Raw genomic sequence first — 14,547 nt, forward strand, 5'->3', positions numbered from 1 at the left:
GGCCATCCTGACGGCCCGGCCCGCCCCCGACCCGCGACCCGCCGCAACGCGGGACACGTCACCCGTCCGGGCCGATCACGTTGATCCGAAAACCCGCCTTTTCCCGAATTCCTCAGCGGCCGGAAGAGTTCTGCGTGTTCTCGCGGCCGCGCGGTCTGCGGTGCGCGACCATACGGACGCCCGGAAATCACAAGCCAGCGGCAGAACCAGAGCAGCAGAAGACACCGAGACAGGAAGAAGGGCGGACGTGTCCGGCAGCGAAAGCGAGAACCCAGCAATTCCCTCCCCGACCCCCGCGCCGCCTCGGCCCAGGACGAACCGGGACTGGTGGCCGAACCAGCTGGACCTGCAGGTCCTCCACCAGCATTCACCCCTGTCCGATCCGATGGGCGAGGACTTCGACTACGCGAAGGAGTTCGCAACCCTCGATGTCGAGGCGCTGAAACGGGACGTCTTCGAGGTTATGACCTCGTCCCAGGAGTGGTGGCCCGCCGACTACGGCCACTACGGGCCGCTGTTCATCCGGATGAGCTGGCATGCCGCCGGTACGTACCGCATCGCCGACGGCCGGGGCGGTGGCGGCGCGGGCTCCCAGCGCTTCGCCCCCCTCAACAGCTGGCCGGACAATGCGAGCCTGGACAAGGCGCGCCGTTTGCTCTGGCCCGTGAAGCAGAAGTACGGGCCGAAGATCTCATGGGCCGACCTGCTGATTTTCGCCGGGAACTGCGCCATCGAATCCATGGGGCTCAAGACGTTCGGATTCGGATTCGGACGGAAGGACACCTGGGAACCCGAGGAGATCTTCTGGGGGCCCGAGGACACCTGGCTGGGCGACGAACGCTACAGCGGCGACAGGGAACTCTCCGGCCCTCTGGGCGCCGTGCAGATGGGGCTGATCTACGTCAATCCGGAGGGGCCCAACGGAAACCCCGACCCGCGGGCCGCCGCCCGCGACATCCGCGAGACGTTCGCGCGCATGGCGATGGACGACGAGGAGACGCTGGCGCTCATCATCGGCGGCCACACGTTCGGAAAGTGCCACGGTGCCACGGACCCCGCCTACATCGGTCCCGAACCCGAAGCGGCCCCCATCGAGCAGCAGGGCATCGGCTGGAAGAACGCGTCCGGCACCGGCGTCGGCGTCGACACGCTCACGAGCGGGCTCGAAGGCGCCTGGACCACCGCTCCGACGAAGTGGGACAACGGCTACCTGGACAACCTGTTCGGGTACGAGTGGCAGCTGACGACCAGCCCCGCCGGCGCCAACCAGTGGACCCCCACGGACCCGGCGGCCCAGGGCACGGTGCCCGACGCCCACGACCCGTCGAAGCGGCACGCTCCGATGATGCTGACGACGGACCTCGCGCTCAAGGTCGACCCGGTCTACGCACCGATCGCGAAGCGCTTCCACGAGAATCCGGACCAGCTCGCCCTGGCCTTCGCCAAGGCCTGGTACAAGCTGCTGCACCGCGACATGGGCCCCCTGCCCCGCTACCTCGGCCCGTGGGTCGCGGAGCCGCAGCTGTGGCAGGACCCCGTCCCCGCCGTCGATCACCCGCTGGTGTCGGACGCGGACGTCGCCGCCCTCAAGGAGAAGATCCTCGCCTCGGGACGGTCGATCCCCCAACTGGTCACCACCGCTTGGGCGTCCGCGGCGAGCTTCCGCGGCACCGACAAGCGCGGCGGGGCCAACGGGGCCCGGATCCGGCTCGCGCCGCAGCGGGACTGGGAGAGCAACGCCGTGCCCGAGGTGGGCGAGGTGGTGGGGACCCTCGAGCAGATCCGGCAGGACTTCAACGCCTCCGCGACGGGCGGGACGAAGGTCTCGCTCGCCGACCTGATCGTCCTGGGCGGGTGCGCGGCCGTCGAGAAGGCCGCGAAGAACGCCGGGTACGAGGTGACGGTCCCGTTCTCGCCGGGTCGTACGGACGCCTCGCAGGAGCAGACCGACGTGGACGCGTTCGCGGTGCTCGAGCCCAGGGCCGACGGGTTCCGCAACTACCTCCGGCAGGGTGAGAAGCTCGCACCGGAGACCCTCCTGCTGGACCGCGCCAACCTGTTGAATCTCACCGCTCCGGAGATGACGGTCCTGATCGGCGGGATGCGCGCCCTGAACACCGGCTTCGGGCGGTCCCGGCACGGCGTCTTCACCGACCGGCCGGAGTCGCTGACCACCGACTTCTTCGTCAACCTGCTCGACATGGGTACGCAGTGGAAGGCGTCGGCCGCGTCCGAGAACGTGTTCGAGGGGCACGATCGCGCCTCGGGCGAGGTCAAGTGGACGGCCACCGCCGTGGACCTCGTCTTCGGTTCGCACTCGCAGCTGCGGGCCCTCTCGGAGGTGTACGCCTGCGAGGGCGCGGGAGAGAAGTTCGTACGCGACTTCGTGTCCGCGTGGGACAAGGTGATGAATCTCGACCGGTTCGATCTGCGCTGAGCACCGGCTCCCTCTAGAGTCAGTGCCTGAGTCCGAGTCCTAGTCAGAGGGCCCGGTCGGCCACCCGGCCGGCCGGGCCCTTCTCGTCACCCCTGCCGGCCGGCCCCCCGGACCGCGGGCGTCGCGGGGGCCCGGTTCCAGCGCATCCGGGACCACGGGAGGGCGAGCCCGCTCTGGTCGCGGATCTCCCGCGGCGCGAGGTCCTTGATCGGCGCCGCCTCGCGGTGGCGCGCGTAGACGGTGTCGACGTACCGGTGCCCCGTGTCGGCGGCGATGAAGAGGACCGTCCGCTCCGGGGCCCGCTCGCGTTCGTGGCGGGCGGCGAGGTAGCCGGCGCCGGTGGAGAGCCCGGCGAAGACCGCGTGCCGACGCAGCAGATCGACGCTGCCGGCCAGCGCGGCGTCGAAGGAGATCCAGTGCAGGGTGTCGTACAGCTCGTGCGAGACGTTCCCGAACGGGATGGAGCTGCCGATCCCGGCGATGATGATCTCGGGGTCCGAGACGTGTTCGGCGCCGAAGGTGAGGCTGCCGTACGGCTGGACGCCGACGAGTTCGACGTCGGCCGGGGCGGCGTCGGCCGGGCCGCCCCCGGCCGGCTCCCGCAGGTAGCGCGCGAGGGCTCCGGTGGAGGCTCCCGAGCCGACCCCGCCCACGATGGTGAGCCCGGCCGCGTCGCCCCCGGCGCCGCCGCCGGTCCCGCCACCCGTCGCCTCGCGGATCCGCTCGGCGATCGCGCGGTAGCCGAGGTAGTGGACCTCGTCGTGGTACTGCCGCATCCAGTGGTACTCGGGGTGTTCGGCGAGGATCTCGTGGATCCGCTCCACCCGCCGCTTCTGGTCGAGCCCCAGGTCGCTGCACGGCTCCATCTGTTCCAGGGTCGCCCCGAGTACGGCCAGCTGGGTGCGCAGCGTGCCGTCCACGGTCGTCGAGCCGACGATGTGGCAGCGCATGCCGTACCGGTGGCAGGCCAGGGCGAGGGCGTACGCGTAGATGCCGCTGGAACTGTCCAGGAGGGTGTCCCCGCGGCGCACCGCCCCGGTGTCCAGCAGATGGCGTACCGCGGCGAGGGCGGAGACCGCCTTCATGGTCTCAAAGCGCAGGCAGACGAGCCGGTCGTCGAGCCGTATCAGGTCCGGCCGGCCGATCGCCTCGGCGATGTGCTGGTCCATGCGGCAGCTCCTTGCTGGTGGTGGTGGAGAAGGTGGTGAAGGTCCGGGTGGCGGGGATGCCGTGGGCGTCGAGGGCCCGCAGGCAGCCGCGCACGCGGTGGCGCAGGCCCGGAGCGGCCGGGTCGAACAGCACGCCCGCCACCGCGCCGCTGTGCGCGATCTGCACGCCGACCGCACCGACCTTCCGGGACACGGCGGTCAGGGTCTCGAACTCGGGGTGGCGCAGGACCTGTTGGCCGCGCAGGGCGCTGGCGGTGGCCACCTCGCCGAGGAGCCGGGCGTCCGCGGTGGCCACCGCCCGGCGCAGCAGCCTGCGCAGCCGCTCGTACGCCCGCACGTCACCCTCGCCGGGCTCCCGCACGGGCAGGGAGAGGGTGTCCACGGTCCCGCCCCCGCCGAGGGCGCAGCCCACCACGACCAGCGGCGGCAGGGCCGGGCCGAGGGTTTCCAGCACCCGGCCCTCCCGCTGGGCGAACAGCACCGGCCGGCCGTCCAGCATCAGCGGATCGCAGGCGAGTTCCGCCCGTACGGCCAGCCGGGCGACCGCCTCGGGGGCCGGCCGCAGTCCGTACGAGTCCGCGACGGCGCGCACCGCGGCGATCACGTCGCTGGTCGAGCTGCCCATGCCCAGGCCCACCGGTATGTCACCGGTGAGCCTCAACACTCCGCCGCAGGGCGGCTGTCCGGTCCGCTCCGCGCACTCCGCCACCGCGAGGACCGCGGCCCGTACGGCTTTCGTGCGGTCGGCCGGTACGGCGGTGAGCGCCTCGGGCGCCGTACCGGGCCTGCGGACGAACTCGGCGCGGCTGCCCGGGCCGGCCATGGGGAGGGTGACCAGGCCGGCGCAGCTGCGGCCGTCGGCGTCGAGGAAGACGCCCTGGAGGATCTCGCCGTGGTGGCAGGGGGCGTGTCCGGTGCCGATGGGGATCACGCGCGGCTCACCGTCCGGTAGCGGTACAGGACCGTCTCCTCGGCGCTGAACTGGGAGAAGGGGAACGGCTCCGCGGACAGCGCCGTCACGCCGGAGCCGAGGAAGGCGCGGGCCACGGCGCTTCCGGTCTGCGCGTAGACGATCAGCGGGATGCCCCGGGAGCGGCAGCGTTCCAGAACGGTGTCGAACGAGCCGTTGCTCAGGGTCATGCCGGTGGCGACGACGGCCTCCGCGCGTTCCAGCACCTCGTGCATGTCGCCGGTGACCGGATCGCCCCACTGGGTGGCCTTGAGGTTGAAGTCGCAGGGCAGCGGATCGCCGCCGCGCTCGCGGATCGCCGCGACGAGCGGGTTGACGACGCCGATGAGACCCACGCGAGCCCCCTCGTCGATGTCGAGCAGACCCGCGATGGCCGCGTCGCGGGCCTTCGCCCGGGTCTCGGGGGTGCCGGTGGGCAGGGTCACGGGCTCGGCCTCGGCCGCCGCGGCGGCCACCCGGTGCGGGCGGGCCTCGGACAGGTACGCGTCGAGGGCCGCGATCCGCAGCGGGCGCGGGGCCTCGCGCAGCAGGACGTCGAGCGGTGTGCCGGAGGAGTCGCGGCAGATCGCCGGGTCGATCTCGCCGGCTTCGAACGCGCAACCGCCGAAGGAGCCGCCGAGACGGACCAGGACGTACTGGTTGAGGTACGTGGTGTCGCCGCCGGCCAGCCGGGTGCCGTGGTGGATCCAGAACACGCTGGTGGCGACGAGCCCGGAGGGCGGCGGGCCGTGTTCACCGGCCAGGACGGCCTCGATGAGCCCGTCGACGGACGAGGGTACGGGGGCGGAGGCGGGGGCGGGGGCGGGGGTCGTACGGTTCACGGGGTTCCTTCGCGCAGGGCGGGTCGGGGTACGGGAGGCAGGCTGCCGAGCGGTCCGCGGTAGACGACCGCCGGGTGGCCGAGCGGGTCGGTCGTGAGCTCGGCGTCGATCTCGAAGACCTCGGCGAGCCGCTCGGCGGTGAGAACGGCCTCGGGGGCGCCGGAGGCGATCAGGCGGCCGTGGTGCAGGAGCAGCAGCCGGTCGCAGTACCGGGCGGCCAGCGACAGGTCGTGCAGCGCGACCAGGACCGTCTGATCGCTCCCGGCCAGCAGCTCCATCAGTTCCAACTGGTGTTTGACGTCGAGGTGGTTGGTGGGCTCGTCGAGCAGCAGTGCGTACGGCTGCTGCGCCAGGGCGCGGGCGATGTGGGCGCGCTGGCGCTCTCCGCCCGACAGCGCCTTCCAGGACCGGCCCGCGAGCGCGGTGAGTCCGACGCGGTCCAGCGCGTCGGCGACCACCGCCCGGTCGGCGGCGTCCGGTCCGCGCCAGCGGTCCCGGAACGGGGTCCGGCCCAGGCCGACGACGTCGGCGACGCGCAGGTCGCTGTCGGCGCCCGGGTCCTGGGCGACGAAGGCGACGTGCCGGGCGATGCGCCGCGCGCTCCAGTCCCGTACGCACTCGCCGTCGTAGCGGACCGCGCCCGCGTCGGGCGCCCGCAGGCCGGCCAGGCAGCGCAGCAGCGAGGACTTGCCCGAGCCGTTGGGGCCGAGCAGCGCGACGGTCTCGCCGGACGCGATGTCCGCGCCGACCTCCCGCACAATCCGCGTGTCCGCCACCGACCAGCTCACGTTCTCGGCGGTGATCCTCACAGCTCACCCCGCTTGCGCAGCACGAGGAGGAAGAGCGGGACGCCCAGCAGGGCGGTGATCACGCCGACGGGAACCTCGCGGGGTGCGAAGGCGATCCGCGCGAGCGCGTCCGTCCACACCAGGAACACCGCGCCCGCGAGCGCCGCGTACGGCAGCAGCACCCGGTGCAGCGGCCCGACGAGGAACCGCACCCCGTGCGGGACGATCAGCCCGACGAAGCCGATGGCCCCGACGGTGGCCACCGCGGCCGCGGTCAGCGCGGCCGTGACCACGAGCAGCAGCATGCGCGTCTGCCGTACGCCGATCCCCAGGGACGCGGCGGTGTCGGCGCCGAACGCGAGCCCGTCGAGGGCGTTCGAGCACGACCACGCCACCAGCAGCCCCAGCGGGGTGACGATCGCGCAGGCCACGACGGTGTTCCAGCGGGCCGGCGCCATCGAGCCGAGCAGCCAGTGGGTGACGGCCCGCGTGGTGTCCGCGTCGGCCGAGGCCATCAGGATCAGTGAGGTCAGTGCGGTGAAGAGCTGCGCGACGACCACGCCGGTGAGGACGATACGGACCGAATCCGGTCCGGTGCGCCGCAGGAGCAGCAGGAGCAGGCCGAAGGAGAGCAGCGCGCCGGCGAGCGCGCCGCCGGTGACGCCGAGCGTCCCGGCTCCCGTCCCGAGGACGACGACGGTGACGGCCCCCGTGGACGCCCCGGAGGAGACGCCGAGCAGGTAGGGGTCGGCGAGGGCGTTGCGGGTGATGGCCTGGAGCACCGTGCCGCACACCGCGAGCGAGGCGCCGACGAGTGCGGCCATCAGTACGCGCGGCAGCCGCAGGTCCCAGACCAGCGAGTCGACGAGCGGCGTCAACGGCCGTACGTCCAGCCCGATACGGGAGCCGAGGACGCGTCCGAGGCCGGTCCAGCCGACATCGGCGGTGCCGATGCGTACGGCGCCCGCCATCGAGAGCGCCAGCGCGCCCGCGGCGAGGAGCAGCAGGGCCGCGGGGGCCGTCCGCGCCGGGCCCCGCGCGGCGGCGGCCGGGTCAGCGGACATACCCGAGGTCCTCCATGCCCTTCGCCAGCAGCCCCAGGGCGTGTACGGAGCGTACGGACGGGTCCAGTTCGATGCCCGGCACCTCCAGGACCTTGTGGTCCCGGACCGCGGCCAGCTTCGATGTCACCGGGTGCCGGGCCATCTCGGCGCGCTTCTCGGCGGCGCTGTCGCCGGGCCGCCCGCGCTCGGACAGGTCTCCGATCACGATGAAGTCGGGGTCGCGCTGCGCGACTTCCTCCCAGGTGACCTCCGGCCAGTCCTCGTCGACGTCGTCGAAGGCGTTCCTCGCGCCGACGATCCGGCTCATCTCGCTGGGCAGGCCGGACCTGCCCGCCACGTACGGCATGCCGTTGAAGACGGAGTAGAGGTAGACGACGCTCGGCCGCTCGGCGCCTTGGGGAACCTTGGAAGCGGTCTCCCCGGCCTTGGCCACCGCCGCGCGCTGCTCGGCGGCGAGTTCACCGGCCCGCTGTCGGGCGCCGAAGAGCTTGCCCAGGTTCTCGTAGTCGGAGAAGAGCAGATCGAACGGGGTGGTGCCGGCGGGGTTCTGCCGGGGGCAGTCCACCGCGCTGACGAAGGTGGGCACGTCGAGGGCGTCCAGTTCCTCGCGGGTTCCGGCGCGGTCCTCGGTGAAGAGGTCGGCGGAGCCGGCGACGACGAAGTCGGGCGTGGCTGCGCGCAGTTGCTCGGCGGTGGCGATCTTCGGGGCGATCACCGGCACGGTGGCGTACGCGGCCTCGTACCGCGCGGGGATCTTCGTCTTGAGGTTGGCAGTCCCCGCCATCCGGTCGTGCACGCCGAGTTCGAGCAGGGTCTCGGTCGAGGTCTGGTCCAGGGCGACGGTCCGCCGGGGCGGCTCGGCGAGGGTCACCTGCCGGCCGCAGCTGGTGACGGTGACCGCGTCGGCGGAGGGCCTGGCGTCCGCCCCGGCGCCTCCACCGGCTGCGGTGGAGCAGCCGGCGGTGGCGAGGGCGAGGGCCAGGGCCGTCCCGAGGCGGGCGGGGTGGCGCATGGGTACTCCTGTCGGGAGGGGAAGGCGCGGGAGTGCCGCGTTCGAAGAGTACTGTAATGGTATTCATTTTCATTAACGACAGCGGGGGCGGCTCCCCGAGCCGCTCCCCCACCCCCCAAGGAGCCCCGTACGTGGCGACCACTCCCGCGCCGACCACTCCCGCGCCGACCGCGGCCAAGGCCGGTACCCGGCCCCCGCGTTCGGTCCTGCGCGACCCCGCGTTCCTCCGCCTGTGGGCGGGCACGACCGCCTCCGGGCTCGCGACCTGGGCCCTGCCCTTCGTCCTCGGCCTCGCCGTGCTCCACCGCGATCTCGGCGCCGCGGGCCTCGGCCTGGTCCTCGCCGCCCGCACCGCCGGCTTCCTCGCCGCCGTCGCCGTCGGCGGCGTACTGGCCGACCGGCACTCCCGCCGGGCGGTCGTGCTCTGGTCCGCCCTCGCGGCGGCGGTCGCGGCGCCCCTCCTCGCCGCGGGCCTGGGGCGCTCGCTCGCGCTGATGACCCTCGCCGCAGCCCTCGCCGGGGCCGGACAGGGCGCCTGCCGCCCGGCGTTCCAGGCACTCACCGCCGAAACCGTCGAGCCCGAGCGCCGCCAGCGGGCCAATGCCGCCATGACCCTGGCGGTCCGCGGCTCCACGCTCGCCGGACCGGCTCTGACCGCCCTGCTCGCGGCCTTCCTCGACGTCTCGGCGCTGCTGCTCGCCATCGGCCTGCTGTGGCTGGTCGCCGCACTCGTACCCGGCCGGGGCGCCGCCGCCGACGCCAACGCCGCCTGCGAGGACTCGGCCGCGCCGCCCGCCCCGCGCACGGGATTCCGCACCGAGTTCCTGGAGGGCATACGCGAAGCGCGCCGGCACCCGTGGTTCCTCGCCGGACTCGCCGCCCTCGTCGCCGTCATCGCCCTCGGCTACTCCGCGACCAGCGTCGCGCTGCCGCTGATCAGCCGGGACCGCTACGGCACCGAGTGGGTGCTGGCCGCGGCCACGACGGCGTACACGGTGGGCGCGCTCGGCGGGGCCCTGGTCATCGCCCGGTGGCGGCCGCGCTCCCCCGGATGGGCCGCCTTCGCCGGTCTGGCGGCGTACGGCCTCGCCCCGCTGAGCCTGATGCTGCCGGTGCACCCGGTGGTGGTCGTGCTCGCCTACGCCGTCGCCGGGATCGGCATCGAACTGTTCAACGTGCCGTGGTTCACGGCCACCCAGCGCGAGGTCGCCCCGGACAAGCTGGCCCGCGTCTCCTCGCTGGACTTCCTGGTGTCGTACGGTCTGGCGCCCGTCGGGCTCGCGCTGATCGCCCCCGCCATCGAGGCCTTCGGGGTCACCGCCGTGCTCGGCGGCTGCGCCGCCGCGTGCTTCCTCGTACCGGCAGCGGCGGCGCTGGTGCCCACCGCGCGCCACTTCGGCCGGCCGGGCACGTCGACGGCGGACTGACCGGCGCCGGCCACGGCTCGCCCCGGCCGCCGCCCCTCATCCGGCCGCCGGGGCCCGCGCCGGCGCCGCTTCTGGCAAGCTGCGGTCCATGACCGCGCCGCAAACACTCGATTTCGCGCAGATCACCCGCCCGCGAGAGCTGTCCGCCGAGCTACGGGACCAGCTCGTCGACTGCTGGGTACGGGTCATCAACGCCGGGGGCGCCGTCATCCCCCGGGGGCTTCCCATGCCGCCGGTGAGCAACGGCCAGGCAGACCCGGCCCTCGGGCAGCTCGTCGGCGCCCTCGATCCGCGCCGCGCCCGGATGCTGATCGCCACGGCCGGCGGGAAGCTCGCCGGGTGGCTGGTTCTGCGCCGTGACCCGCACCCCCTCGTCGCCCATTGCGGGGCCGTCAACCACGTCATGACCCACCCCGACTTCCGGGGCCTGGGCATCGGCACGGCGCTCATGCACCGGGTCCGCGACCTCGCCCGGCAGGAGATGGGACTGGAGCAGCTGCACATCGCCGTCCGGGCCGGGCTGGGGCTCGAAGGGTTCTACGGCCGGCTGGGCTGGCGGGAGATCGGGCGCTGGCCCGGCGGCCTGCGGGTGGCGCCCGGCGACGACCGGGACGAGATCCTCATGTACCTGCCCCTGTGAGCACCATGGGCCCCGCCCGCCTCCCTCGCCCCTGACCCGTCCCCGTCTCGTTTCGGCCATCTCCCTCCAACACGCGTCCAAACGGGATCAGCAGGGCATGAACAGGGCCGCGAGGGATATCGTCGTACGATCGGCGCGCGGGAGGAGCAGCTGGGATGGACACCGGCCCCCTGTACCTGGAACCCCGGTTGGCGCCGCGGCTCGCCGCGCTGCTCGGCTCGGCCCCGTTCCTGCACATGCTCGTGGACGCCCTCGGCTCGCCCCTCAACCTCCTCCTGCCCGACCAGGTGGCGGAGAACGCCGAGGGCTTCCGCTCCGTCTACCGCCGCCACCGGCTCGGCGGGCAGGTCTTCTTCGCCCACAAGGCCAACCGCTCCCGATCCCTCGTCCGCCGGCTCACCACGGCGGACGCGGCCGTGGACGTGGCCTCCGTCGGCGAACTCCGACGCGCACTCGGCGCCGGCTTCACCGCGGACCGCGTCATGGCGACCGGCCCCAAGGATCCGGCGTTCCTCTGGCTCGCCGCACGGTCCGGGGTCACCGTGAACGCGGACGGCCCCGGCGAGTTGGAGGCCCTGGCGGGCCTCGTACGCCGCTACGGGCTCCCCCGCCCGAAAGTCCTGCTGCGCCTCTGCGAGTTCGAGACCTCGGGGCCCCGGATGCTCTCCCGCAGGAGCCGCTTCGGCACCTCCGTGAAGGCCCTCGCGCCGCTGCTGGACCTGCTCGACCGCCACCGGGACTCCGTCGATCCGATCGGTGTCGCGTACCACCTCGACACCACGAGCCCCGACGAGAAGGCCATCGCCCTCGAAGGCTGCCTGCGCGCCATGGACGACCTGCGATTACGGGGATTCCGGCCCCGCGTCGTCGACATCGGCGGCGGCTTCGGCGTCAGCTACCTCGCCCACGCCGCCCAGTGGGACCGCTACACGAGCGAGCTCGCGGCCGCCGTGATGGGCCGGCGCCCGCCGCTGACCTGGGGCGGCCACGGGTACGGTCTGCACTCCGAGGGCGGTACGCTGCGCGGCGCCCTGAGCCTGTACCCCGCCCACCGCCCGGTCGCCGGCGCCGGCTACCTCGACTCGCTGCTGTCGCAGCCCGCCCCCACCCTGGGCCGGGCCCTGGGAACCCTGCTCCTGGAGAGCCTGTACGACCTGTACACGGAGCCGGGCCGGGCCCTGGCCGACCAGTGCGGGCTGTCCCTGGCCCGGGTGCTGGAGGTACGCCGTCCGGACCCGGGCCCCGCCCTCGTACGCCTCGCCATGAACGCGAACGACGTCGCCCTGGAGGACCACGGCATCCTCATGGACCCCGTCCTGGTCTCCCGCGGGGGCGAACCCGGCCGGCCGCAGGAGCCGGTCGGCGTCCACCTGATGGGCAACCTCTGCCTGGAAGCCGACCTGATCACGCGCAGAACGGTGTTCCTGCCGCGGCTGCCGCGCCCGGGCGATCTGCTCGGCTTCGCCAACACCGCCGGCTACTGCATGGACTTCAGCGCCACCCGCGCCCAACAGCAGCCGGTGGCCCGCAAGGTGGCGGTCCGGCGCACGGGGGACTCCTGGCGCTGGTGTCTGGACGAGGAGTACTGGCCGATCGAGGAGTACGGGCCGATCACCGATTCGGGGGGACAGGCATGAGGTACGACAGCATCACCGAGGCCATCGGCAACACCCCGCTGGTCCGCATCGATCCGGCCGTCCACGGCCTGCACCACATCGACCTCTACGCGAAGCTGGAGATGCTCAACCCCTTCGGGTCGGTGAAGGACCGGGCCGCCTGGAACATGGCCCGGGCCGCCCTGCCCGGGGCCCGGGAGCGCGGCGAGACCGTCGTCGAGCTGTCCAGTGGCAACACGGCCAAGGCCCTGGCCGTGATCGCGGGCATGCACGGGCTGTCGTTCAAGAGCGTCACCAACCGGATGCGCATCCCGGAGGTCAAGGACCTGCTCCTGCTGCTGGGCGCCGAGATCGAGGAGCTGCCGGGCCGCAGCGAATGCCTGGACCCGACGGACACCGAGGACCCGCTGACCCTCTTCCACCAGCGGCTGAACGAGTCCGGCAGCGCCCACTTGCACACCGACCAGTACTTCAACGCGCTCAACACCGAGGCGCACGCCACGGGTACGGGTCCGGAGATCGTGGCGGACCTGGACGGCCGGGCCCCTGACTGGTTCCTCGCCTGCGTCGGCACGGCCGGTTCCTCCACGGGCGTCGCCCGTGCGCTGCGCGCCCACGACCCGGCCGTACGGGTGGTCGGACTGGTCGGCGAGAAGTCGGACTTCATTCCCGGCATCCGCAATGTCGACGAGGTGCACGAGGTCGGCCTCTTCGACCCGGCCACGTACGACACGATCGAGTCGGTCGGCGCCGGCGACGCGATCGACGGGATGCTCACGCTCGTCCGGCGCTGCGGGATCCTCGCCGGTCCGACCGGCGGCGCCGCGTACCACGGCGCCGTGCGCCATCTGCGGCCGGTCGACGCGCAGTTGACGGGGCCGGAGCGCAGGACGGCGGTCTTCATCGTCTGCGACCGGGTGGAGAGCTACCTCGGCTACGTCAAGCAGCGCCGCCCCGAGCTGCTGGGCCGCCCGCCGGCTCGGAACTCCGTGGCCGCGCTGACCGCAGCCGAGGTGCGGGCGGCGCAGGTCATCGAAGTGGCCGACGCCCGGAAGTGGATCGCGGCGGAGCGGCCGCTGGTGATCGATCTGCGCAGCTCCTTCGCGTACGCCGCGCTGCACATCGACGGATCGCTGAACATCGTGGACGAGCTCTTCGACGAACTCGTGCGGGGTGGGCTGCCGTTCGGCCGGCGGCAGCCCGTGCTTCTGGCGTGCCCGGTCGGCGAGCAGTCGGCGCGCTACGCCGCGCTGCTGACCCGGATGGGGCATCCCGACGTGCGCAGTCTCGCCGGCGGGATCATCGCGTGGCGGGACGCGGGCGCGCCGCTGGTCCGTGACTGACATGGCCGGGACCGCCGGGACGGCGGATGCCCTGGAGGAACTGCGCTCCTGGCAGCGGCCGCTGCGCGCCCAGTTCCCGATCATCGTGGCGAACCCCGGGCTCGCGTACCTGGACAGCGCGGCCACCGCACAGAAGCCGCAGGCCGTGCTCGACGCCGTACAGCGCTACCTCACCACCTCCAACGCCAATGCGGGCCGCGGCTCGTACCCCTGGGCCAACGCGACGACGGCGACGGTGGAGCGGGCCCGCGACCGGGTCAAGGAGTTCCTCGGCGATCCCCGTCCCGACCGCTCCGCCGTGCACTTCACCAGCGGGGCCTCCGAGGGGCTGCGGACGGTTGCCCGGGACTGGCTGGCCGCAGAGCTCGCCGACGGGGACGAGATCGTCGTCCCGTTCGCCGACCACGAGGCGAATCTGGCGCCGTGGCTGGAGGTGCGGGAGCTGCTGGCGCGGCAGGGCATCGGCATCCGGGTCCGCGAGCTGCCGTACCAGGACGGCTCCGGAGACTACGATCCGGCGGCGCTCGCCGCCTCGGTGGGCCCGCGCACCCGCTTCGTGGCCGCCACCCATGTGCACCACGTGTACGGCGTCGACATGAACGTGGACCGGATACGCCGGGTGGTCGGGCCGGACGTGCCGATCTGTCTCGACGCCGCGCAGAGCATCGGGCACCTGCCCTTCTCCGTGGCCGAACTCGACGTGGACTTCGTGGTGTTCTCCGGCCACAAGGCCATGGCCCTGCCCGGTACGGGCGCGGTGTGGGCGCGCGGCCGGAGCGGGCCGCGGTTTCGGCCGGGCGGCTGGGCCGGCACCCCGAACACCGTCGGCATCGCGAGCCTGGCCGCCGCCCTCGACTGGCTCGACGCGGCCGGTACGGACCGGATCGAGGCGTGGACGGTGGCGCTGGCGGCCTTGCTGACGGACGGCCTGAGCCGGCTGGACGCGTACGAGGTGCTCGGCTGCCGTTCCAGTCTGGCGGCCGGTTCCGAGGTGCAGCGGCGCCGGAGCATCGTGACGTTCCGGCATCGCGCGATCCCCTCCCGCGACCTCGGGTTCATCCTCTACAGCCACGGGTTCATGGTGCGCTCCGACAGCCACTGCCAGGCGGGTGCCGGGAAGGCGGACGGCTCGGTGCGGGTCAGCCTCCACGTCCACAACACGTCCGAGGAGATCGAGAGGTTGCTCGCCACCCTCACCAGTCTGCAATGATTTTCATGTGGAGTTCAGGGCCGTGAGAACGGCAGGAGCACGAGCGGACA

Annotated in this window: 12 protein-coding genes; 6 read left to right on the forward strand and 6 right to left on the reverse strand. The window is 73.1% G+C overall.

The annotated features are described in order from the left end of the window. The first annotated feature begins 247 nt into the window (after positions 1–247). Positions 248–2,437, forward strand: coding sequence for a catalase/peroxidase HPI (gene katG, locus ACFYZS_RS21925; protein ID WP_389015017.1), 2,190 nt, complete (start codon positions 248–250; stop codon positions 2,435–2,437). Positions 2,438–2,523: 86 nt separating this feature from the next. Here katG and ACFYZS_RS21930 read toward each other — a convergent pair whose 3' ends face one another. From ACFYZS_RS21930 to ACFYZS_RS21955, 6 genes are read right to left on the reverse strand one after another with little or no spacing between them, the layout of a single operon-like run. Next, positions 2,524–3,606, reverse strand: a complete 1,083-nt coding sequence (locus ACFYZS_RS21930; RefSeq protein ID WP_389015020.1) for a pyridoxal-phosphate dependent enzyme — start codon at positions 3,604–3,606, stop codon at positions 2,524–2,526. Continuing rightward, on the reverse strand, positions 3,527–4,537 hold the full coding sequence (locus tag ACFYZS_RS21935) for a GHMP kinase (RefSeq protein WP_389015023.1): 1,011 nt from the start codon (positions 4,535–4,537) through the stop codon (positions 3,527–3,529). Before ACFYZS_RS21935 ends, ACFYZS_RS21930 begins: the two co-directional genes overlap by 80 nt. Beyond that, entirely contained in the window at positions 4,534–5,397 is an 864-nt protein-coding gene (locus tag ACFYZS_RS21940; RefSeq protein ID WP_389015026.1) for a Rossmann-like domain-containing protein, read from the reverse strand. The genes ACFYZS_RS21935 and ACFYZS_RS21940 overlap by 4 nt, the downstream gene beginning before the upstream one ends. Beyond that, a complete protein-coding gene (locus ACFYZS_RS21945) occupies positions 5,394–6,206 on the reverse strand; it encodes an ABC transporter ATP-binding protein (RefSeq protein ID WP_389015029.1) in 813 nt (270 codons plus the stop codon). Before ACFYZS_RS21945 ends, ACFYZS_RS21940 begins: the two co-directional genes overlap by 4 nt. Further along, positions 6,203–7,249 (reverse strand): FecCD family ABC transporter permease, encoded by a 1,047-nt coding sequence (locus ACFYZS_RS21950; RefSeq protein WP_389015032.1) that lies wholly within the window; start codon positions 7,247–7,249, stop codon positions 6,203–6,205. Before ACFYZS_RS21950 ends, ACFYZS_RS21945 begins: the two co-directional genes overlap by 4 nt. Next, entirely contained in the window at positions 7,239–8,261 is a 1,023-nt protein-coding gene (locus tag ACFYZS_RS21955; RefSeq protein WP_389015035.1) for an ABC transporter substrate-binding protein, read from the reverse strand. The genes ACFYZS_RS21950 and ACFYZS_RS21955 overlap by 11 nt, the downstream gene beginning before the upstream one ends. A gap of 131 nt (positions 8,262–8,392) precedes the next feature. Here ACFYZS_RS21955 and ACFYZS_RS21960 point away from each other — a divergent pair, with 131 nt between their 5' ends. The 5 genes from ACFYZS_RS21960 to ACFYZS_RS21980 all read left to right on the forward strand — a co-directional run bounded on the left by ACFYZS_RS21960 (position 8,393) and on the right by ACFYZS_RS21980 (position 14,497). After that, complete coding sequence (locus tag ACFYZS_RS21960; RefSeq protein WP_389015037.1) at positions 8,393–9,688, forward strand: MFS transporter; 1,296 nt, start codon at positions 8,393–8,395, stop codon at positions 9,686–9,688. 88 nt (positions 9,689–9,776) lie between these two features. Beyond that, complete coding sequence (locus tag ACFYZS_RS21965) at positions 9,777–10,328, forward strand: GNAT family N-acetyltransferase (protein WP_389015040.1); 552 nt, start codon at positions 9,777–9,779, stop codon at positions 10,326–10,328. Between the two features lie 155 nt (positions 10,329–10,483). Continuing rightward, positions 10,484–11,965 carry a Y4yA family PLP-dependent enzyme gene (locus ACFYZS_RS21970; protein ID WP_389015043.1) on the forward strand — a complete coding sequence of 494 codons (1,482 nt, stop codon included), beginning with the start codon at positions 10,484–10,486 and terminating at the stop codon, positions 11,963–11,965. Next, positions 11,962–13,287 (forward strand): pyridoxal-phosphate dependent enzyme, encoded by a 1,326-nt coding sequence (locus ACFYZS_RS21975; protein WP_389015046.1) that lies wholly within the window; start codon positions 11,962–11,964, stop codon positions 13,285–13,287. The genes ACFYZS_RS21970 and ACFYZS_RS21975 overlap by 4 nt, the downstream gene beginning before the upstream one ends. Position 13,288: 1 nt before the next feature. Beyond that, the gene (locus ACFYZS_RS21980) at positions 13,289–14,497 is read left to right on the forward strand and encodes an aminotransferase class V-fold PLP-dependent enzyme (RefSeq protein ID WP_389015049.1); all 1,209 of its coding nucleotides are present in this window, start codon (positions 13,289–13,291) and stop codon (positions 14,495–14,497) included. Positions 14,498–14,547 lie beyond the last annotated feature (50 nt).

Origin of the sequence: Streptomyces sp. NPDC001903 (assembly GCF_042891345.1) — a bacterium.
Lineage (GTDB): Bacteria > Actinomycetota > Actinomycetes > Streptomycetales > Streptomycetaceae > Streptomyces.